Source organism: Romboutsia timonensis, assembly GCF_900106845.1.
Taxonomy (GTDB): domain Bacteria; phylum Bacillota; class Clostridia; order Peptostreptococcales; family Peptostreptococcaceae; genus Romboutsia; species Romboutsia timonensis.
This window is the reverse complement of the sequence record NZ_LT629850.1, coordinates 1805863-1829331: the sequence shown is the minus strand read 5'-3', so window position 1 is coordinate 1829331 and position 23469 is coordinate 1805863. Positions and strand designations below refer to the sequence as shown.

Sequence of the window (23469 nt, the reverse complement as noted above, 5' to 3'; positions counted from 1 at the left end):
TTATTTTTAATAGTATCACTTCCTTATCATAAGACTTTATATTAGAGTATTTACTAATTTAGTTTAGATAATACATGGTAATACTATTTATGAAACTCTATTATTCATTATCTTCTATAAAATATTTTGTATTATCAAATACATAGTTATAGGAGTTTTTAGGGATTGAAATATCTTGAGAAGTTTTACAAAATTCATTAAAGCTAATAGAATTAAAATTGTTATTATTAATTACTAAGAATATTCCTAAAAATTCATTTTCTATATAATTTTCAGTTATTAAATTATTCATATTATTAAGAACTAACAATATATTTGAAGATGCAATAGTAGACAAACTGTTTGCTTTTATAATATTAGAATTATTTCCATCATTTAATACAACTGCAAAGTCATTACAGTTTATAGTATTGTATATTATAATATTTCCTATATTTTCACTATCTAATATAATTGAAACACCTTCTATATCAATAAATTTATTATATGAAATTTTATTTCCATAGTTTTCAGTCCATAAATTTATACTAGCTATAAATCCATGATTATTGGATTTTACTTTGAATATATTATCTTTTATATCTGAATCAGAATTACTATCAACTAGGATTAAGTTAAAAGCTTTAAATATAGAGTCATTATTTATATAACTATTTTTATAGATTTCAAATTCGTTGCAAAATATTTTTATAGATTTATTATTTGTATCAAGTACTAAATTGCTAAGTTCAAATAAACTATCTGTTAAGCTTAGGTTAGCACTGTTTTCATTTATATTGCAAATATTATTTTTTATAGCACAGTTACTATGATTTGATATATAAATATTAAATAAATATACTGATTGGGAACTTCCTTTTGTCATAGCAAATTCATTTTGAGTAATTTCTATTTCATTGTCACTTATTTCTAAATCACTATTATTTCCGTAACAACTAATACCAGTTATAAGTATATTAGGAAAGGTATTATTAAAATTATATTTGTTATTTTTAAATACTATTTTATTTTTAGATATAGTATTAAATGTATTTTTATCGCCTTCAATGTATATTCCAATGAACTTTGAAGTGATAGAGCCTACCTCATAACTTATAGATTTATGTGAAAATATAATAAGATTTTTAGTTATCTTATTATAATGGTTACAAGTTAACATAGATATACAATATTGTTGTAAAATATTATTTTCATTTTTAAATTTATTGTTACTTATTATATTAAAACTATTTTTAGATTCTATAGAAATTCCCTCGATACAGTCTAAAAATAGATTATCTATTATATTACAATTATTGTTATCTTCAAATAGATAGATTCCTTTTTCATTAGATGAGAGATGATTAGATTTTATAAGTGTATCTTTACAACCATATAACATTATTCCGGTACTATTTAAATATTTGTTATATTCTATAGATAAATTTTTTGATAAAAATGCACAAATACCTAAATTCATACCTTTAAATATACAATAATTAAATTTTATATCTTCACATGATGGCTCAATAAAAACATCTATATTATATGAATTTAATTTTAAATATTCGATACTTATATTCTTTGAATTTTTAGAGATAAGTACTGCAATATCTAAAGAGCCATTTCCGATAGAATAATTGTTTCCGTTTAAAGTAACATTATCTATATCTATAACCAAGCTTTTATTAATAATTGGCTTAGTAAGCTTAGCAGTTCTAGTTTGGCAGTCATATATTCCTATGGGCTCGCTAAATCCATTTTCGGTTAAGTATATGGTATCATCTAAATTTTTTTTATTAATATCTTTAAAGTCAAAAGGAAGATTACTATTATTGAAAAAAAGAGCTAGTATATCATCTGTTCCATTCATGAAGTTACCTCCTTAGATATATTTTGTATAAGTTAAATTCTTTATCAATAAATCGATAAAGGGCTTAACTAAAGATTGTGATAATTATTTAGATGATACAAAGATTAGTATATATTAAATAGAATTCTGAAGTTTAAAATAGAAGACTCATATATATATTATGTTGATTTATAGAGTGTGTGATATGTTTAAATATATTAATAAGTATTAATAAATTTAAATTATAATTAGTATGTACATAGGATAATTATAATCACAGATATACGTAGAATTTCATAAAATACTGTAAAATAAACAAAAAGAAGGTAGGTATATGTGAAGTTAAGTAAATTTAGTATAAAAAAATATAGAGAAATAATATATAAGTACACTCTAGTAAATTTAAATTTAAGATTAGAAAAATCTACAGGTGGAAATATAATAGCTACAATACCAAAAGGAACAAAAGTAGAAGTTGAGTTTGAGGATGAAGAATGGATAAAGGTAAAGTATAACTCTCTAGAAGGGTATGCATATAAATACTATTTATCAACAAGTAAGTATCCATGGACAAATCTAAATTTAAGAGAAGAAAAATCTACAGACTCTAAAAGTTTAACTATAATACCGCAAAAGGCAAGAATTGAAGTTTTACAGGTAGATGGAGATTGGAGTAAAGTAGCATATAACGACATGATAGGATATGTATTTAATTATTATTTATCTGATGATGGTAACAGACCAAATGATTTAGATTATACGTATTTCTATACAGATATGATTAGATTTATCAATGAAAATAATATAGAAAGCCCAACTAATAATTTAATAGTTACTGATTTAAAAAATAAATATACTTATATTTTTAAAAAGGACAATGGAGTATGGACTCTAATTTATAAGTGGCAATCTACAGTAGGAAAACCTGCAACACCAACTATAAAAGGGAGATTTTATATAAATGGTAGAAAGCCATCATTTGGAACTGATGAGTATTTAGTAAAATATGCAACGAGAATAAAGGATGGTTATTACTATCACTCTATACTATATGATGCAACTGGAAAATATATAAAAGATGCAAGGCTAGGAGAAGAACTTAGTCATGGATGTATAAGATTAGAAAAAAATAATGCAAAATGGATATATGAAAATATATTAGATACTACAACTGTAATAATACATTAAAGATAACAACATAAAGATTATAATAAATATATGAGATTGAATTTAATATATTATAAGAATATAAATCCTCACTTAAAGTCTATATACTTTTAGGTGAGGATTTTATTTTTTACTAGATACTTAAATATATAAAAACTTAAATATTGGAAATTAAGTATTATAAAAGGGTTATAGAATTAAAATTTATAATTTAAAATAATGTAACTACCTATAGCATAGAAAAATACTTAGTAATGTACGATTTAATGTAAGTAAAAAATATTAAATACAAGCACTATTTACACAAAAAAATTATATTATATATTAAAAGTGATTAGGGAGGGAAGACATGAACAGGAACAATCACGAAGATAATACCAATAAAGCTAGACATAATATATATGAATATGCACAAAAGAATAGTGAAAAGTATATAAAAAAAATTGATGAAATGAGAAGTTCTAAAGATAGAATGACATTTAAGAATAGTGGAAAATATTTATGGTCGTTGATTGTTTTAGGAATAAATTGGATGGTTTATAAAAAGGTACTTATTGTATTATTAACAGCAATAATATTAGTTGGAGCACTAGTATGGTCACCACCAATAGGTCTTATACTTTGTTTACTTACTCCTGTATTTTTAGGAATGCATGGTAAATATTTTTACTTTAATGTTAAAGATAAGTATGAAAACATTGAAAATGGTGAAAAGCAAAGATTATTAATCCCTTCATCTTTATTAATTATGTGGATATTAATTATATTTGTATTTATACTTTTAATAATTTCATTTATAGAAAAATTAATTTAAATATTTAAAATAATAGGGCATTAAAATGTACCCTATAGAGTAGACAACTAATAAAAAGGTCTACTCTATAGGGTATTTTTGTATATAATTAAATAAATAATAATTAGATCGGAGAAAATTTTAATGAGTAAAAAATTATTTACAGAACAGGAAATAATAATATTAAAACAAAACAAATACATTAAGAAAGTAAGTTCGAAAGGTATTACCTATACCGATGAATTTAAAAAAATATTTATAAATGAAAGTATCAATGGTAAACTTCCTAGAATAATATTTGAAGAGTGTGGCTTCAATATCGATATTATAGGCATGCAAAGGATTAAATCTTCTGCTAGCAGATGGCGTACGGCCTTTAAAAATGGCGGAGCTATAAAACTTACAGATACTCGCAAATACAATACTGGAAGACCTATTGAGAAAGATCTTTCAATAGAAGAAAAATACAAAAAACTAGAAGCTAAAATGAAGTTACTTCAAGCTGAAAATGAATTACTAAAAAAGTTAGATATGATAGAAAGGAGAGTGTTAAAGAAGAAGTAAGTTTATTTTCTTGTGAAAAATATGAGATTATTAAGTCTACAATAAAAAAATATAAACTTAAAAATATGATAAGTTATTTATGTAAAGTTGCAGGTGTATCACGTTCTGGGTATTATAAATACTTCTCATCAGAAAGCAAGGATTTAAGAAAATCAAGAGAAGATAAAGATATTTTATCAAAAGAAAATGTATTAAAAGCTTTTAACTTTAAAGGACGTAAAAAAGGTGCAAGACAAATAAAAATGGTTTTAAAAGATAGATTTAATATAATATATAATTTAAAGCGTATTAGGAGAATCATGAAAAAATATGGAATAGTTTGCCCGTATAGAAAAGCGAATCCTTACAGACGTATGATGAAAGCAAGTAAAGAGCATACTATTGTTTCTAATTTCATAAACAGAGAATTTAAGCAAGATATACCATATAAAGTGCTATTAACAGATATTACATATTTAAGTTATAAAAATGGAAAAAAAGCATACTTGTCTACAATAAAAGACTCCTCTACAAATGAAATATTAGCTCATTATGTCTCAGATAACCTACGGTTAGATATTGTTTTAAATACACTAGAAAAACTTAAGTCAAATGTGAATTTAAAACTCCATAGCGAAGCTATTTTACACTCAGATCAAGGTGTTCATTACACGAGTCCTAAATTTCAAAAGCAAGTACAGCAATTAGGTTTAAAACAATCTATGTCAAGGAGAGGCAATTGCTGGGACAATGCTCCACAAGAATCATTCTTTGGGCATTTTAAAGATGAAGTTATTCTTAGCAAATGTAGTACATTAGAAGAAGTGATAAAAGAAATAGATGATTATATGGATTACTATAATAATTATAGATATCAATGGAATTTAAGCAAGATGACTCCTGTTCAGTACAGAAATCATCTTGTTTCTTAGAAATACCTTTTTTTAAATTGTCCTTGACAAAGGGTACACTTTACATTTTATAGCCCTTTATTTTTTGGTTAAGTATATTTAAGAAAATACTACAGATACTAAGATATTTTAAAATAAAAATATAGGATTAAATAAAATATGTTGAATTAAAAGTATATTATTATTGTTTAAATATTAAAAAAATGGTGTATATAATAAATAACAAAAGATTTAGACAACTAGTAGGAGGATTAATTATGATAAAAGTATGTTCAATGTGTTCAGGAATGAGCGTAGAAGATTTAAAAGCTGCTTTATTAGGCAGAGAAATAGAGGATACTTGTATAGGTGAATGTGGATCTGAATTTACAGCTTATGTTGGAGATGATTTAATAACAGCATCATCAGAAGAAGATTTTATAGAACAATGTAAATAATAATTTTTTACTTATTTAAAATAAAGGTTTAAAAAACGATTCAAGCACAGTATTTAATAAAAATTATTATTAGCTATAAAAGAAGTATAAGGCTATGCTACCAATGATAAAGTACTAAATGCTTTGGGTGAAGTAGATGAAATTATAGATAAAATATTTATAAATGTAAAAAAGATATATATGATAAATATCAAAATATAAATTGTTACATAAATGAGAGCCGTTGATTATTTAATCAACGGCTTTATTTTATATAAAGAGATATAATTAGAAATTAAATAGAAAATAAAATCCAATTTTAAAAAATGAACGATTATATGGTTTTATTTATAAAAAATACAGAAAATGTAGAATGATATTTAAAATAATATTGACAATGTTCTGTAAATACTGATAAAATACGTATGTAAAACTAATGAATATAAAAAAATATTCGTATATTATGACTAGAAAGGGGAACGACATAATGAATAAGAAATATCAGTACATATTATTTTTACCATGTATCGTACTTATATCATACTTTATGATAATTCCATTATTAGAAACGATATTACCTACATTCACTGATGCATCTAATGGAATGTTTAGTGCATACACGGATTTTTTTAAAGACGAATATATGATGAGTATATTATGTAGAACTATAAAGGTATCATTAATATCATCAATAATATGTATGTTAATCGGAGTGCCAGTATCTTATTACATATCGAGAACATCTAAAAAATTAAGAGGATTATTTATAGCTTTAACGGTATTTCCTATCTTAACTAACTCAGTTGTTCGTTCATTTGCATGGATGAGTATATTAGGAAAAAATGGTGTCATAAACACTTTACTTATGAAGTTAAATTTAATCACAGAGCCATTATCACTTTTATACACTGAAGGTGCCATAATAGTTGGTACTGTGTATATATTCTTACCGCTTATGATTATCTCACTTGTTGGAGTAATGGAAAATGTTGAAAATGATCTATTAGAAGCAGCAGAAAGCTTAGGTGCTAATAAAATAGTTGCATTTTTCAAGGTTATATTCCCACTAAGTTTACCTGGGTTAATAGTTGGAACAGTATTAGTATTTACAGGTGCATTAACTGCATATACAACCCCACAATTATTAGGTGGAAATAAAAATACTGTACTAGCAACACTTATATATCAAAAGACTATGACATTAGGTGATTGGCAAGGTGCAGCAGTAGTTGCAACTATAATGATAGTAGTTACATTAATAGTTGTAAAAACAATAAACTTCTTAGCATCAAGACTAGACAAGAGAGGTGTTTCTTAAAATGAAGAAAAGTAAATTTCTAACAGCGTTTGTTGTTTTAGTATATATATTCTTATTTGCACCACTAGTTATAATAGCAATGACTAGTATAGGAACTGAAAACTATATAGCATTCCCACCAAAAGGATTTAGCTTACAGTGGTTTATGAATGTATTTACTTCAGAATCTTTTATGAATAGTATGATTACAAGTTTAGGAATATCTACTATAGCTACTGTAATAGCCTTAATTATAGGTATGCCAGCAGCTTATGGATTAAGTAGATTTGATTTTAAGGGAAAAAGTTTACTTAAGAACTTTTTCTTCTCACCGCTTATGATACCTGCAATAGTAGTTGGATTCTCGTTATTCCAATTCTTATTAGTAAAGTTAAACCTTACAGTAACTTCAAGTTTACTTATAGGACATACTTTAGTAATTATTCCTTATATTATAAGGGTTGTAGGATCTAGTTTAGAAGTATTTGACTATGCAATAGAAGAAGCTGCAATGAGTTTAGGATGTAAAAAATCGCAAACATTTTTCAAAGTTGTACTTCCAAATATAACATCGGGAGTTATGGCAGCATTTATGCTAGCATTTATAAACTCATTTAATAACGTACCAGTTTCAATGTTTTTAACAGGACCAGGTGTAAGTACATTACCTATAACAATGATGAACTATGTTGAGTATAATTATGATCCAACAGTATCAGCTTTATCTGTAATATTAATGATTTTAACTATAGGTATAATGTACATTTTAGAAAAGACATTAGGACTTAGCAATTTTTCGGCATAAGTTTAAGCAAAACCTTGGAGGAATATAAAATGGATTTAATAAAATTACAAAATATAAACGTATCATATGATAAAAAAACTAATATACTTGAGAATTTAAACTTAAATATAAAAAAGGGAGAACTTGTTTCACTTTTAGGTCCAAGTGGATGTGGTAAAACTACTACATTAAGAGTTGTTGCAGGATTTATAGAGCCAACAGCAGGTCATTTTTACTTAGGAGACAAGGATTATACGAAAATACCAGTACATAATAGAAATTTCGGTTTAGTTTTCCAAAGTTATGCTCTATTCCCACACTTAACAGTTGAAGAAAACGTGGCATTTGGTCTTAAGATGAAAAAGGTTGCTAAAGAAGAAATAAAGAAAAAGGTAAGTGAGATGTTAGAAGTTGTTGATATGTCTCATTTAGCAAAGAGATATCCTAAGGAATTATCAGGTGGACAGAGACAAAGAGTTGCTATAGCTAGAGCATTAGTTATAGAGCCAAGCTTATTATTACTTGATGAACCACTTAGTAACTTAGATGCAAAGTTAAGACTTAAAATGAGAGTTGAAATAAGAAAACTTCAACAAAAATTAGGTATAACAACTTTATTTGTTACTCATGATCAAGAGGAGTGTTTCTCAATATCTGATAAGGTAGCAGTACTAAATAAAGGTGTTATAGAACAATTTGATACGCCAGAAAATATATACTCAAACCCAGCAACTGAATTCGTTGCAAGATTCGTTGGATTTGAAAACTTTATAGATTTAAAGAAAACTTCTAAAAATACTTATTCTAGTGAAAATAATATAGAATTTAAGGTTGATAGAGCTAAGGATAAGGATATAGTTAAAGCTACTATAAGGCCTGATGATATAAAAATAGTAAATGAAGATAGTGAAAATACAATAGATGGAACAGTTGAGATAAGAACTTTCTTAGGAAAGGCATATCAATATGATGTAAAAACATCTATAGGAAATTTAATAGTAAATAGCGAAAATAGCGTAGTTTATGAAAAAGGTAATAAAGTAAAACTTCAATTACCATCAAATAAAATTGTTATATTATAAAGTGGAGGTAAATGACAGATGAACAAGAAAATTTTATCATTAGTATTAACAGGAGTTTTATCAGCATCACTTTTAGTAGGATGTAAAGCAAAAGATAACTCAGCAGGGTCAGACAAGCTTATAATTTCAACTTGGGGACTAAATGAAGATGTATTAAAAAAAGAAATATTTGAACCTTTTGCTGAAGAACATGGAGTAGAAGTAGTCTTAGAAGTTGGAAACAACTCTGATAGATTAACTAAAATGAAGAATAATCCAAACTCAAATATAGATATAACTTATTTAGCTGAATCATTCTCAGAGCAAGGAATAGAAGCAGGTATATTTGAAAAATTAGATTACTCTAAAATACCAAATGCACAAAAAATAAATGAAAAAGCTAAGTATACAGTAGAAAATGGATATGGACCAGCTTACACTTTAAACAGTATAGGTATAGTAGTTGACCCAACTAGCAATATAGAAATAAACTCTTGGGAAGATTTATGGAAGCCAGAATTAAAAGGTAAAATAGCAATACCAGATATAACTACTACAAATGGGGCAGCAGTAGTTGATATAGCGGCAACTAAAGCTGGTGTTGATATAACTGAAGATAACGGAGAAGCTGCATTTAAAGAATTAGAAAAATTAAAGCCAAATGTTGTAAAAACTTATAGCAAGTCATCCGATTTAGCTAACATGTTCTCAAGTGGAGAAATAGTAGCCGCTATAGCATCAGATTTTGCATTTGAAACTATACAAAAGGCTAAGCCAGAAGTTATAAATGTTATACCTGAATCAGGAACTTACTTAAACTTCAATACTATAAATATAAATGCAAACTCTAAAAATAAAGATTTAGCTTATGAATTCATAAACTATGTATTAAGTGATGAAGTACAAGAAAGAGCTGCAAAAGCATTAAATGATGCTCCAATAAACACAGATGTAAAATTAAATGAAGAGGATGCGAAAAACTTAGCTTACGGAGATATTGTTAAAAATGCTAAAACTATAGATTATAAAGTTGTAAATCCTTTAATGAATGATTGGATAAACAAGTGGAATAGAGTAATGAACTAAGGGATAAATATTAAATAAAATTAATAATAAAGAATTTAAAGGTTAGAGATTAGGGCTATATCAAAAGTAATTTTGAATAGCCTTTTTAAATAATGGAGGAAAATATGAATAGTAAATCTACAGTGATAAAAAATGTAAATATACTTACTATGAATCAAAATAAAGATATCATAGAAAATGGTATGGTTATATATAAAGATGATAAGATAGTTTATGTTGGATGTGAAAAAGAATTTGATGAAGATGTAAATTTAATAGATGGTGAAGATGCTATATTAATGCCAGGTATGATAAATTGTCATACCCATGCATCAATGATTCCATTTAGAAGCTTAGCAGATGATTATAAGGATAGATTAAAAAGATACTTATTTCCTTTAGAACAAAAGTTAGTGGATAAAGAATTAACTTATATAGGAGCAAAATATGCAGTATCTGAAATGTTATTAGGAGGAGTAACTACATTTTGTGATATGTACTACTTTGAAGATGAAGTTGCAAAAGCAGCTAAAGAACTGAATATGAGAGGTATTGTATGTGAAACTGTAGTTGATTTTCCATCTCCTGACTCAGAAAAGCCTTATGGAGGAATTTATTATGCTAAAGACTTTATCAAAAAATGGAAAGATGACGATTTAATAACTCCAGGAATAGCACCACATGCAATTTATACTAATAGTGATGAATCATTAAAATCAGCATATAACTTATCTAAAAAATACAATATTCCTTTTACTATGCATGTAGCTGAAATGGATTATGAAGTTTCTATGTGTAAAGAGAAATATAATTTAACTCCAGTTGGATATTTAGATAAATTAGGTATTTTAGATCATAATTTTATATCTGCTCATACAATTTTAGTTGATGATGAAGATATAAATATATTAAGAAAGAAAAATGCAAAAGTATCTCATAATATATCTGCAAACTCTAAAGGAGCAAAGGGAGTTTGTCCAATATTAAAGATGAAAGAAAATGGTATAGATATAGGGCTTGGAACAGATGGACCAATGAGTTCAAATACATTAGATATAATAAGTCAAATGTCTCAAGTTGGGAAGATACATAAGTTATTTAATAATGATAGGACACTTCTTCCATCAGATGAAATAGTTGAGATGGCAACAATGGGTGGTGCTAGAGTTTTAGGATTAGATAAGATTGTTGGATCTATAGAAGTTGATAAAAAGGCAGATTTAGTTTTAATTGAAACAAAATCTGTAAATATGCAACCTATATACGATTATTATGCTACTATAGTTTATTCTTCAAATCCTTCAAATGTACATACAGTAATAGTAGATGGTAAAATCGTTGTAAGAAATAAGGAATTAGTAAGTGGAGATTTTTCAAAAATAAGAAAGGATTTATTAGGATTAAAGGATAAAGTAAATAAATTAGCTAAAAATCTATAAAATTGATTAAAAAAGATAATATGTGGGTAAATATTTCTTAGGACTTTTAATATCCTAAAAAAACGATATCAGTTAAGCAATAAGTCAACAACATGTTTTAATAAAAAAGAGAATTATACTTATAAAAATATAAGTTATAATTCTTTTTTTATGTCTTTTTTATGTACAATGAAATTATATCATAAGTATATTTGTGTAAAACTATGAATATACATATATACGCTATTGAAAAGATATCTAGTTGCACTTATATTTACAATCTATCATATAAAAAAATTTTTAAATAAAATTAATATTTTATTTTAAAAATAAGAATTTTTATAAGTGTATTGTGCTATAATTTCCTATATTTAAAAAATAGTTTAGGGGGGACTGGATGAAAATAGAGTATTTTAAAGAATACAGCCATTGCTTAAATAGAGATATGGAATTTAAAGTATATGGACATGGGGGTAAACCTATTTTAGTTTTTCCAGCACAAAATGGTAGATTTTATGATTTTGAAAACTTTAATATGGTATACAGTATAGAACATTTAATAAACTCTGGTAAAGTTCAATTGTTTTGTTGTGACAGTATAGATAAAGAAAGCTGGTCTGATATTTTTGGTGATAAAAGACATAGAATATATATGCATGAACAATGGTATTACTATATTGTAGATGAGTTGGTTCCAAGAATATTTGAGATTAATAAAAATAGTAACGGATACTATGCTAATGGAATTTTAACTACAGGGTGCTCTATGGGAGCAACTCATGCGGTTAATTTTATGTTTAGAAGACCAGATATATTTGATGGATGTATTGGTCTTAGTGGCTATTATGATAGTGATTTTGTTTTTTATGACTATTGTGATGATTTAGTTTATAAAAATGCACCTATTAAATACATAGAGGGTATGCCATATGATCATGAATTTGTTGACAAGTATAGAAAAAATAAGATTGTAATATGTTGTGGTCAAGGTGCATGGGAAGATGAAATGATTTATAGCACAAATAAATTAAAAAAAATATTAGAGCATAAAAATATAGGTGCTTGGGTTGATTTCTGGGGAACTGATGTAAACCATGATTGGGATTGGTGGAGAGTGCAGTTACCATATTTTCTAGAAAAAATATTATAGATATAATATATAAAATTTAATAAAATATTATTTTAAGTTATGATAGCAACAATAGGATATTAAAATAGACTCTAAAGTATTATTTTACTAATATAAATTTTAAATAAAATATTATAAATTTAAGGGGGATAATTTAATGAATGTTGTATTTATTTCACCACACTTTCCATTATATTTTCACAACTTTTGCTCAAGGCTAAAGGAAAGAGGAGTTAATGTATTAGGAATAGGCGATGAAGATTATAACTTAATTAGTAATGAGGCTAAGAATGCAGTAACTGAGTATTATAAAGTATCTAATCTTGAAAATTTTGAAGAAGTTGAGAATGCATGTAAGTTCTATGAAAATAAATATGGAAAAATTGATTGGATAGAGTCTCAAAATGAATATTGGCTAGAAATGGAGGCTACTCTTCGTAGCAAATTTAATGTAAATACAGGAACTAAGATAGAGAATATGTCTCCAATGAAATATAAATCAAAAATGAAGGCTGTATATAAAAAAGCTAATATACCTGTTGCTAGATATGATTATGTAAAAACATTAGAATCATGTATCGATTTTGCTAACAAAGTTGGATATCCTATAATAGCTAAGCCAGATAATGGTGTTGGAGCAAACTCTACATATAAGTTAAATAACGAAGATGATATTCGTAGATTTTTTAATGAAAGAGATGAAAGTGTAGTATACATAATAGAAGAGTTTATAAAAGGTCATGTTGAAACATTTGATGGTATAGCCGATTCAAATAAGAATGTTTTAATAGCATCAAGTCATGTTATGCTAAGCTCTATAATGGATTGTGTAAATGAAAAGCAAGAAGCTAGATTTTACTGTCAACCTATTAAAAATAGAGATATAGAAACTATCGGAAAGAAAGCTGTTAAAGCTTTTGATACTAGAAGTAGATTTTTTCACTTTGAATTTTTTAGATTAGATGAAGATAAAGAAGGTCTAGGTAAAAAAGGAGATTTAGTTGGTCTTGAGGTAAATATGAGAGCACCAGGGGCATATATGCCTGATATTATAAATTATACTTATGATGTAGATGTATATTCTATTTGGGCAGATATGCTAATTCATGATAAGTCTTTCGTTGATATAGATAGAAAATATTCTGTAGGATATGTAAGCAGAAGAGATGGAGTAAAATATAAAAACTCTATTGATTATGTAAAGAATAAATACAATGATAAAATTTTAGTAGATGTAAATGTGCCAAAGGTATTATCAGAAGCTATGGGTGATAGAGTATTGTTAGCTAGAAGTAAGGATGAAAATGATTTATTTAATATTATGAATCTTGTTACAGAAAAAATATAACAATTATAGAGAACTTAATTATAGGTTATAGTATATAATATTAGAGATTTACTATAATCAGGAGGCATACAATGGTTAACTTATTGCTTAGTTTAAACAACTTTGATGAAAATTGGTGCTATAGCATATTAAAAAATATAATAAAAGATAATCATAATGTATTAATCATTCCATTTTCGTATGATGATAATTGGCTAAAGGATGAAAAGGATTGGAATAGAGCTTTTAGTAGTGAATATGGAACTCATTATAAAGATATAGTTTCACCATTTCTATCTTATGGTATTAATGAAAATAATATTAAATGGATAAATCAATTTGTAGATAGTATAGATTTAATGAAATTAAAAATTAGAAATAGTGATATTTTATTTTTTACAGGTGGTTATCCAGATAAAATGATGGCAAAATTTCAAAAGTATGATTTAGTTCATGAACTTGAAAATTTTAATGGAATTATGATTGGGACTAGTGCTGGTGCAATGGTTCAAATAAGAGAGTACCATATTACTAAAGACTCTGATTATGAGAGATACTCATATTATATAGGATTAAATATAATTAAGGATTTTGATATAGAAGTTCATTTTGAAAATACAGAATTACAAAATATAAGTATATTAAGGTTTATTAGAGAAAAGAAAAAGCCTGTTTACTCAATAACTAATGAGGGTGCAGTTTTAGTTATTGATGGAAAAGCTTATATATTAGGTAATGCTCAAAAATGGGATGTACCAGAGCATTACTACTAAAAAATACCCTGTCGGTAAATACGACAGGGTATTTTTATAATACTTTACTTAAGTTTAAACATCTAATTCTTAATATAATTAATTATATATAATGAGAATATTATAATAAATATAAGAAATACATATAATAATATTAAAGTTATAATAAGAAAACTAATACACTAAAATAGATAATAGCTATAAATAAAAAATATATTATAGAAAAAATCTATTATACATATATTGAAATTTAAAATATAATTATAAAGTCAAAATGCAATTATATATAAACATAAAGGAGAGTTAAATGATAAAGAAGTTAAGTAAAAAAGCTTCATTACTGTCTGCATTAGTTTTAACTATGGCTCTATTTGCAGGATGCAGTAATGAAAAGGAAAATCAAAAAGTAGCAGATATAGAAGTAAAAACTATAGCTACAAAAGAATTACAAGATAAGTTATCAGATGATTCTTGGGTTGTAGTAGATACTCGTATAAATGATGCTTTTAATGGATGGAAGTTAGATGAAGTTGAAAGAGGAGGGCATATAAAAGGTGCAGTAGATTTTTCAGCTAACTGGCTAACTGTTGATTCTAAGGACAAAGAAAAAACTTTAGATAAGGCATTAGAAACTAAAGGTATAGAAAAAGATAAAAACATAGTGTTATATGACGCAAATGGAAAAGATGCAAAAGAAGTTGCAAACTATTTAAGTGAAAAAGGTTATAAAAACTTATATACATATAATGTAGCTGATTGGGCTAAGGATGAAAGTTTACCAATGGAAAGCTATGAAAATTATGAAATGATAGTACCAGCAACTATAGTTAATGATATTTTAGATGGTAAGAAACCAGAAACATTTGAAAACTCAAAAAATATAAAAATAGTTGAAGCAAGTTGGGGAGAAGAATCAGAGGCATATTCTAAGGGACATGTTCCAACTAGTGTTCATATAAATACAGATACAGTAGAACCACCTCCACAATGGATGTTAGCAAGTGATGAAGAGTTAGCTAAGTTTGCTAATGATTATGGATTTACAAAGGATGATACTGTAATAGTAACAGGTCCTGATGTAATGGCTTCATACAGAGTTGCAGTAGTACTTCGTTACATAGGTATAAATGATGTAAGGGTATTAAATGGTGGAAATAACGCTTGGACAAGCGCTGGATATGAACTTGAAACAAAGAGTAATAAGCCAGTAGCTGGAAATGATTTTGGAGCAACAATACCAGCAAATCCTGATTTAATAGATACACAAGCTGAATTAAAAGAAATGTTAAAAGATTCAAATAATGTATTAGTAGATAACCGTAGTTGGGATGAGTATATAGGTAAAATTAGTGGATATAGCTACCACGATAAAAAAGGACGTATCCCAGGAGCTGTATATGGTTATGCAGGAACTAGTGCTACAACTTTAGAGGACTATAGAAATATAGACAACACTATGAGAAATGCAGATGAAATAAAAGCTTTATGGAAAGATGCAGGAATTGATACTAATAAGCATTTAATGTTTATGTGTGGTAGTGGATGGAGAGCTGCAGAAGTTTTAACTTATGCTAATGTTATGGGATTTGATAATACTTCATTATACAGTGATGGATGGATTGGATGGAGTAATGATACTTCTAATCCTACAGAAACAGGGGAACCTAAATAATGAAAAATAAATTATGGGTTAAGATATTATATATATTAACTCTTATAATTCAAGTTGGAATAGTTATAGGAACTTTTGTAGTTGAGTATTTAACTAATAAAAAAGCTGGTGTTATGCATCATGTTTATTATAGAAGATATCAGTTTGAAAATGGTATTTTTTCACAAAGCAATATAAATACTCAAAAGACTATTTTGATTATTTTCATAGCTATATTTTTAGTTTTAGCTATTATGGCATTAAGAAGTAAAAGAAATAGATTTTTTAAAATTCAATCTATATTGACTTTATTAATTAGTTTAATATTGTATATAGTTATGAGCAGCAGTTATTTTATAAATATGCTAGCGTATCATTATTTTATTATGGCTTTTGCATTAGTACTTATGATACAGGTTTTAGTATTATTCGTAACTTGGCTTATAGATAAAAAGTTTAAGCAATAAAAATAACCCCGTCAAAAAATATGACGGGGTATTTTTATATTTAAATTTATATTGTTAAAAAATCGAGAAAATATAAATTATGGTGAATAAGTGCTATGTCTTGATATAATTAAAAATGATCAACAAAAGTCGTAAAACACGACGATATGATTTATATTATTTAATCTGTTGTGCTAGTTAAAATTTTTCCAAATAAAGTAAATTGCTTTTCGCAAAAAATAATACCTTATTATAGGTTGGTATTTGTAAATTTTAACCAAATACTAACCTTTTTATTTTAGCTATAGAATCATAATTTCCCATAAGTTTATTTATTAAAAATGAAATATTATGAGCTAAAACTTTTATCGAAGTTCTAGTTATAAATCCTAGCATTGATTTACTTTTAACTTTATTTAAATTTAATTGCTCTGTTAATTGAGAAAAGCTGGTTTCTATCCTTCTTCTGATTTTAAATATTAGTTGTCTTATTTCTTTTGGATAGTTATCTTTGCTATTACCTCTTTTTAAGAATAATAAATTTATATCTCTTTCACCTTTTAACTCAGGCGTTAGCCTTTTATTGACATATCCTTTATCACCTATAATAGAAATAGAATTATATTTATCACATAAATCCCACACTGTATTTCTATCATCTATGTTGGCTGGAGTTATAACATAGTCAGTTAAGAAACCGTCTACTGTAGTAAGTGCATGAAACTTAAATCCAAAATATGTTTGTTTCTTTGATGGACATCTACCATAAGAGGCTTCGCCTTTAAAGCACTTGCTAAAATGAGCTCTACCAAACTCACATACAGGAATAGGCATGCTGTCTATAATTCTTATATTATTAGAATACGCTTGAATATATTCTGAAATATATTCTCGTATTTCTTTAATTACAGCATGTAGATTTCGTTTAGTTCTATTAAATCTAGTTCTATCTCCTAATTTAGGAAATAGTTTTATATATTCTCTGCTCAATAAACTAAAGAATGCTTTTTCTGAGTCAATAGTCAGAAGTTCTCCAACTATACTTATAGTGATTATTTCACTATCTGAAAGCTTACACTCCTTAATATTACGTCTATTTCTAATGCTTATAGGAATAATATCGTTGTACACATCATCAACTATTGTATAAATTATAGTAAATAAATCAGTTAAATTTTCAATTTCTTGGATATAATAATTATTAAGCTCCAACATTATAGTAACCCTCCTTTAGATTAATGCTACTAATCTTAGGGTGCTATATTTGTTGGAGTTTTATTATTGTAAAAATTAACTAGCACAACGAGTTATTTAATATAATCTAAGTTAAAAATATATTTGAATAATAGCCCTTCGAAAAAATAACTTTCTTTATAAATTGTATAAGATATATAGTTATAAAAGCTATAGCAATAAATTTATTATCAATTTCAAAAAGATAAGGTACATAATTAATTAAGGTTAAATAAGAAATACAAACAAATATAGTAAAATTAAGTTCAAATAAAACATTAACCATCTTACCGAGAAACCTTTCTTTAAATTTATATCTAGGTTTAAATATACACATAGTAGTCATTTTCAGATTAAATAAGGTATCTTTACATCCTTTTAATATAATTACAGCTAAAATAATACTAACTAAAAATGTTAAATTAACACGTATATATAATATACCTGATAAAGTTATAAACAAAGATAATACAATAAATCTCTTTAAAGCCTTAGCTAAAAACAAAGCTAAAAACATAAAAATTATAATTGTGATAAAAATCTCCATAAATACTCTCCTATAAATTTATATATGTATATCTTATCCCAGTAAAAAAATGGTATACCTTTATATTGATATGATTTAATAGATATTAATATTTTTATAATATTATACTAGCATAAATTTATATAAAATTTAAATTTTATATATTTGAGTCAATTATAAAATACAGATTTAAATGGATGAAACTTCATTTACAGTGATATGCATAATTTTAATAATATGTTAAAAGCTATTAAAGAAAATAGTAGTATAGGAGGATAAATTTGTGAAGTTTAGTATAAATAGCTTTAAATATGAATTTACCAAAAATCAAGCTAGTGGAGAAGAGATATATGAAAATATTTTAGAAGGAATGAATGTACATGGTTCTAATTTTATAATACTAATGTGTGCAATAATTATTGCTTCTATAGGTCTTAATATGAATTCAGTAGCAGTAATTATAGGGGCTATGCTAATATCACCCCTTATGGGAAGTATTATAGGAATAGGTTACGGGGTAGGAACTTATGATGTTAAGTTATTAAAGGACGGATTTAGAATATTAGGAATTTCTATTTTAATAAGTGTACTAACATCTACTTTATACTTTAGTATAACACCGATAACTACTGCGGGGAGTGAGATTTTAGCAAGAACAAGCCCTACTATATGGGATGTAATAATTGCTTTTACTGGTGGGATAGCTGGCATGATAGGTTTAACTCGTACTAAAACAAGTAATGTAATACCAGGAGTTGCTATAGCAACAGCTCTTATGCCACCATTATGTACTGTTGGATATGGATTAGCAACAAAGCAACCAAATATATTTTTAGGTGCAGGATATTTATTTTTTATAAATTGTTTCTTTATAGCTATATCAACATTCATAGTTACGAAAGCACTAAACATACCTCATAAAAAAAGTGTAGATTATGAAAAACAACATAGAGTTAGAAAATTTATATTTATATCATCAATTATTGTTATGATACCGAGCATGATATCCGCTATTTTAATGATTAGAGAAACTATAGATGAAAAAAACTTAAATGATTTTATATCTAAAGAATTATCTAGACAATATGTATTAAGCAAAAGTATAAATAAAAATACTATAACCTTAGTTACTGTAGGAGATATTATAACAGATAGTGATTTGAAAACTTTAAACAAAAATCTTTCTTACTATGGATTAGAAGGTAAAAGATTAATAATAAAGCAAGATGGAAGTGATATATCAAACTTAGAAAAATATATAAATGATATAAAGAATAATTTAAATTCCTTTGCTACTGATAATACAAGTGACATTGAAAAGAATCAAAATAATGTTAACGAAAATGCTATATTTAATGAGTTAAAATCTATATATCCGGAAATTAAAAATATGTATATGGGTTATGTAGATGGAGAAACAGATAAAGATAAAAATATACCAGTAATCATAATATATAGTGATAGTGAAAATATTAATAGAAATATTGATAATATTGAAAATTGGTTTAGAGTAAGGTTAAATTCGGATGATGCAAAAGTTTATATAGAGAATTCTATATAGCATAATTTAAATTTACCAAATCACTAGAACTTTTATTAGGAATAATAGATAAGGATTTAGTTAGAATTAGAAATTGCTCTACACATATAGTAAGGGTATTTAATCAGGTAAAGTTACATATATTATAAGTATTGTTGTAATAGGAATTATATTTATAATTAACTAAATAGATAATAAAATGATTTTTTAATAAATTGAAGTTAAATAAAACAAAAAATATCTTATAAATAAACTATCATTATTATCATCTATAACTAATATAATTAGTATAATACATTTTTATTTATATATGACTAGTGTAATGACTCATTTTTTAAATTAAATAAAATAAATGTATTTAAAAAATATGTATTAGGGTATATACATTAGGAGGTAGGTATGAATCAATTAAGAGATAGTAAAACTAGAATAAATTTAATGAAAGCTTTTGCTGGAGAAAGTCAAGCTAGAAATAGGTATACTTTTGGTGCATCGCAAGCAAAAGGTGAAAAGTTAGCTTTAATAGAGCAAGCTTTTTTATATACTGCAGACCAAGAAAGAGCTCATGCAAAGGTATTTTACAATCATCTTAAGGAATTATCTGGAGGAACTATACATATAGATGGTGGATATCCAGTAGAAATATTTGATAATATAGCACAAACATTAAGGGCAGCCCAACATGATGAATATGAAGAATGGGAAGAAGTTTATAAGAGCTTTGCAAATACTGCTAGAGAAGAAGGCTTTTTAGCTGTAGCTAATAGTTTTGATAAAATAGCTCAAATAGAAAAAATACATGGAGATAGATTTGGAAATTTTGCTCAAAAGATAGAAGATGGAACTTTATTTAAGAGCGATAAAGAAGAACAATGGATTTGTTTAAATTGTGGGCATGTTCATACTGGATTAGAAGCTCCGAAAGTTTGTCCAGTATGTCAACATCCTCAAGGTTATTTTATATTATATTCTAACTCTCCTTTTGGAAATTAAAAATAAACCCTGTCGTAAAATACGACGGGGTATTTTTATGAGGTAATTAAGGAGTATATAGAAGTGATTAATAAATAAGTGACTTTAAATTTATATGAAGTTTAAATATAAAGATTTAATAGAGTGTAAACTTAGTTATTAGCTTGAATTAGGAGGGGTAACTTCAATACCGATGTTTCAATATGTATTAGGTGTAGAAGTAGAACGGATATTTTTATATCTAATTTGTTTTTAAATAATGGTGTTAGATGGTTAATAGTTTCATATATCATTATCTACTAAGTAATTTAGAAGTTAAAGTTTTAGTTCTAATATATGTGGGTTATGTATTATTTTTAATTAACTCGTTGTGCTAGTTAATTTTTTCAATAATAAAACTCCAACAAATATAGCAACCTAAGATTATCAATACTAATTTAAAGGAGGTTTACTATATGATGTTGGAGCTTAATAATTATTATATCCAGGAGTTAGAAAATTTAACAGATTTGTTTACAAATATTTTTGTAATTATAGATGATATATACAATGAAATTATACCTATTGGTATAATGAATAGACGTAATATTAAGGATAGCAAACTTTCAGATAGTGAGATAATTACTATTAGTATAGTTGGAGAACTTTTAACTATTGACTCAGAGAAATCATTTTTTAGTTTATTAAAAAGAGAATATAAAGAACTATTTCCAAGATTAGGAGATAGAACTAGATTTAATAGAACTAAAAGAAATTTACATTTAGTAATATCTAAAATAAGAGGATATATATCTGAATTTATGCAACTTTACTCTAACAATATAAGAGTTATAGATAGTATGCCTATTCCTGTATGTGAGTTTGGAAGAGCTCATTTTAGTAAATGTTTCAAAGGCGAAGCCTCCTATGGAATATGCGCTTCTAAAAAAGAAACTTATTTCGGATTTAAATTTCATGCACTTACTACTGTAGATGGATTTTTAACTGATTATGTTATAACTCCAGCAAACATAGATGATAGAAATGCGGTATGGGATTTATGCGATAAATATAGATCTATCTCTATAATCGGAGATAAAGGATACATTAACAAAAGGCTAACGCCTGAATTAAAAGGTGAAAGAGATATAGATTTGCTATTCTTAAAAAGGGCAAATAGTAGAGATAACTATCCAAAAGAAGTAAGACAACTATTATTTAAAGTTAGAAGAAGGATAGAAACTAGTTTTTCTCAATTAACAGAACAATTAAATTTAAATAAGGTTAAAAGTAAATCAATGCTAGGATTTATAACTAGAACCTCAATAAAAGTTTTAGCTCATAATATTTCATTTCTAATAAATAAATTGATGAAAAATGATGATTCTATGGCTAAGATAAAAAGATTAGTATTTGGTTAATATTTACAAATACTAATCTTTATGGGAGATTGTTTTTGAAAAAATCAATTTACTTTATTTGGAAAATAATTTTAACTAGCACAACAGATTAAATAGTAACAAAATAAAACAAGTGGTAGAAAGTAAAATAAAAATGTTATGCTACTAAATACCAATATATCACCACCTTTAAATTTATAAAAAATTCATTTTGATTAAGCTATGTGTCAGTAAAATATTTAATGTCACTAACGATATATCCTTATTTTTGATATGGATATATATTGCTCAAAAATAATTATTTTATTGAAAAATATATATAAATATATATTTCGTAATATATTAGTATATTGAAAAAGAGTATATCAATATAAAAAATATTAATATACTCATATAATTTTAATAAGTACTATTTGATCATTTCTAATATTTTTGATTCTATATCCTTAGCATTATTAGTAGCTATAAAATAGACATAATCACCAACACTTTCAAGTATAGAATCAGCAACAGCAGTTGCATTTTCTTCTCCTCCGTATCCATCAGAGAAACGTCTTAAATTGTTAGTTTTATACTCTTCTATTGCTTTTTTTACTTTTTCAACATTATCTGTTTTAACTACGAATACATCTTGTAATTTTACATTTATCATAGCTCGTAAAACAAAGCCTTCTTTTATATCATCTTTAACATTTTCAAATACATAAAATTCTTTTGCATCTATATCAGATATAGGTTGAATAGGTAAAAGTGTTTCATTATTTATTGCTGATTTTATATCAGAAACTGGTATATCTTTAACTTCAGACTTAGATGAACATCCAACAAGTCCTAATGTTAAAACTAATGATAATAAAGCTATTAATTTTTTCATTGTATCCTCCAAAATATATTTATTTGTAATAATTATATAAATTTTACTATTTTCTACAATAAAAATCAACTTCAAAAAAGAAACAATATCTTAATTATTATTAAAACTTATTTCTAGTTATTTAGATATATATTTCATAAATAATCCATTGTGCTAGTTAAATTTTACAATAATAAAACTCCAACAAATATAGTACCCTAAGATTATCACCAATCTAAAGGAGGGTTACTACAGTGTTGGAGCTTAATAATTATTATATCCAGAAAGTAGAAAATTTAACGGATTTATTTACTATAATTTTTACAATAGTCGATGATATATATAATGATATCATACCTATAAGTATTAGAAATA

20 protein-coding genes and 1 pseudogene are annotated in these 23469 nt (G+C 25.8%); 18 read left to right on the top strand and 3 right to left on the bottom strand.

Annotation, left to right across the window (positions count from 1 at the left end; genetic code table 11):
- Window positions 1-100: 100 nt before the first annotated feature.
- Window positions 101-1852, bottom strand: coding sequence for a right-handed parallel beta-helix repeat-containing protein (locus tag BN7997_RS11235; protein ID WP_071120868.1), 1752 nt, complete (start codon window positions 1850-1852; stop codon window positions 101-103).
- 315 nt (window positions 1853-2167) lie between these two features.
- On the opposite strand from BN7997_RS11235, the gene BN7997_RS15110 reads away from it, so the two are divergent.
- The 14 genes from BN7997_RS15110 (at window position 2168) to BN7997_RS11160 (ending at window position 16612) form a co-directional block, all read left to right on the top strand.
- Entirely contained in the window at window positions 2168-3019 is an 852-nt protein-coding gene (locus tag BN7997_RS15110) for a L,D-transpeptidase family protein (protein WP_074010977.1), read from the top strand.
- Between the two features lie 328 nt (window positions 3020-3347).
- Window positions 3348-3812 (top strand): hypothetical protein, encoded by a 465-nt coding sequence (locus BN7997_RS11225; RefSeq protein WP_071120867.1) that lies wholly within the window; start codon window positions 3348-3350, stop codon window positions 3810-3812.
- 123 nt (window positions 3813-3935) lie between these two features.
- Window positions 3936-5266 (top strand): IS3 family transposase gene (locus tag BN7997_RS15295; RefSeq protein WP_408638337.1). Its coding sequence is split into 2 segments (ribosomal slippage): window positions 3936-4323 and window positions 4323-5266, totalling 1332 coding nucleotides; the frame shifts between segments, so codons are not numbered across the junction.
- Window positions 5267-5502: 236 nt separating this feature from the next.
- Window positions 5503-5682 (top strand): hypothetical protein, encoded by a 180-nt coding sequence (locus tag BN7997_RS11210; RefSeq protein ID WP_071120866.1) that lies wholly within the window; start codon window positions 5503-5505, stop codon window positions 5680-5682.
- Between the two features lie 466 nt (window positions 5683-6148).
- Window positions 6149-6979, top strand: a complete 831-nt coding sequence (locus BN7997_RS11205) for an ABC transporter permease (RefSeq protein ID WP_071120865.1) — start codon at window positions 6149-6151, stop codon at window positions 6977-6979.
- A gap of 1 nt (window position 6980) precedes the next feature.
- The gene (locus tag BN7997_RS11200; RefSeq protein WP_071120864.1) at window positions 6981-7763 is read left to right on the top strand and encodes an ABC transporter permease; all 783 of its coding nucleotides are present in this window, start codon (window positions 6981-6983) and stop codon (window positions 7761-7763) included.
- A gap of 29 nt (window positions 7764-7792) precedes the next feature.
- A complete protein-coding gene (locus tag BN7997_RS11195) occupies window positions 7793-8824 on the top strand; it encodes an ABC transporter ATP-binding protein (RefSeq protein ID WP_071120863.1) in 1032 nt (343 codons plus the stop codon).
- Between the two features lie 18 nt (window positions 8825-8842).
- A complete protein-coding gene (locus tag BN7997_RS11190; protein WP_071120862.1) occupies window positions 8843-9889 on the top strand; it encodes an ABC transporter substrate-binding protein in 1047 nt (348 codons plus the stop codon).
- A gap of 104 nt (window positions 9890-9993) precedes the next feature.
- Complete coding sequence (locus tag BN7997_RS11185; protein WP_071120861.1) at window positions 9994-11307, top strand: amidohydrolase; 1314 nt, start codon at window positions 9994-9996, stop codon at window positions 11305-11307.
- Window positions 11308-11683: 376 nt separating this feature from the next.
- On the top strand, window positions 11684-12436 hold the full coding sequence (locus tag BN7997_RS11180; protein WP_071120860.1) for an esterase family protein: 753 nt from the start codon (window positions 11684-11686) through the stop codon (window positions 12434-12436).
- Window positions 12437-12572: 136 nt separating this feature from the next.
- Complete coding sequence (locus BN7997_RS11175) at window positions 12573-13763, top strand: ATP-grasp domain-containing protein (RefSeq protein WP_071120859.1); 1191 nt, start codon at window positions 12573-12575, stop codon at window positions 13761-13763.
- Between the two features lie 71 nt (window positions 13764-13834).
- A complete protein-coding gene (locus BN7997_RS11170; protein WP_071120858.1) occupies window positions 13835-14515 on the top strand; it encodes a Type 1 glutamine amidotransferase-like domain-containing protein in 681 nt (226 codons plus the stop codon).
- A 286-nt stretch (window positions 14516-14801) separates the two neighbouring features.
- The gene (locus BN7997_RS11165; protein WP_071120857.1) at window positions 14802-16166 is read left to right on the top strand and encodes a rhodanese-like domain-containing protein; all 1365 of its coding nucleotides are present in this window, start codon (window positions 14802-14804) and stop codon (window positions 16164-16166) included.
- The gene (locus tag BN7997_RS11160) at window positions 16166-16612 is read left to right on the top strand and encodes a hypothetical protein (protein ID WP_071120856.1); all 447 of its coding nucleotides are present in this window, start codon (window positions 16166-16168) and stop codon (window positions 16610-16612) included. Before BN7997_RS11165 ends, BN7997_RS11160 begins: the two co-directional genes overlap by 1 nt.
- A gap of 252 nt (window positions 16613-16864) precedes the next feature.
- On the opposite strand, the gene BN7997_RS11155 is transcribed toward BN7997_RS11160, so the two are convergent.
- Window positions 16865-17806 carry an IS982 family transposase gene (locus tag BN7997_RS11155; protein ID WP_071119283.1) on the bottom strand — a complete coding sequence of 314 codons (942 nt, stop codon included), beginning with the start codon at window positions 17804-17806 and terminating at the stop codon, window positions 16865-16867.
- An 827-nt stretch (window positions 17807-18633) separates the two neighbouring features.
- On the opposite strand from BN7997_RS11155, the gene BN7997_RS11145 reads away from it, so the two are divergent.
- The 3 genes from BN7997_RS11145 (at window position 18634) to BN7997_RS11135 (ending at window position 22262) form a co-directional block, all read left to right on the top strand.
- Window positions 18634-19911, top strand: coding sequence for a DUF389 domain-containing protein (locus BN7997_RS11145; protein ID WP_083335100.1), 1278 nt, complete (start codon window positions 18634-18636; stop codon window positions 19909-19911).
- A 378-nt stretch (window positions 19912-20289) separates the two neighbouring features.
- Window positions 20290-20883, top strand: a complete 594-nt coding sequence (gene rbr / locus BN7997_RS11140) for a rubrerythrin (protein WP_071120854.1) — start codon at window positions 20290-20292, stop codon at window positions 20881-20883.
- 437 nt (window positions 20884-21320) lie between these two features.
- Window positions 21321-22262, top strand: a complete 942-nt coding sequence (locus BN7997_RS11135) for an IS982 family transposase (RefSeq protein WP_071121412.1) — start codon at window positions 21321-21323, stop codon at window positions 22260-22262.
- A 388-nt stretch (window positions 22263-22650) separates the two neighbouring features.
- On the opposite strand, the gene BN7997_RS11130 is transcribed toward BN7997_RS11135, so the two are convergent.
- Window positions 22651-23115: a DUF4358 domain-containing protein gene (locus BN7997_RS11130; protein ID WP_071120853.1), complete on the bottom strand. Its 465-nt coding sequence runs from the start codon at window positions 23113-23115 to the stop codon at window positions 22651-22653.
- Window positions 23116-23348: 233 nt separating this feature from the next.
- Here BN7997_RS11130 and BN7997_RS16460 point away from each other — a divergent pair.
- Window positions 23349-23469 (top strand): annotated as a pseudogene (locus tag BN7997_RS16460) (IS982 family transposase); the annotation flags it as partial.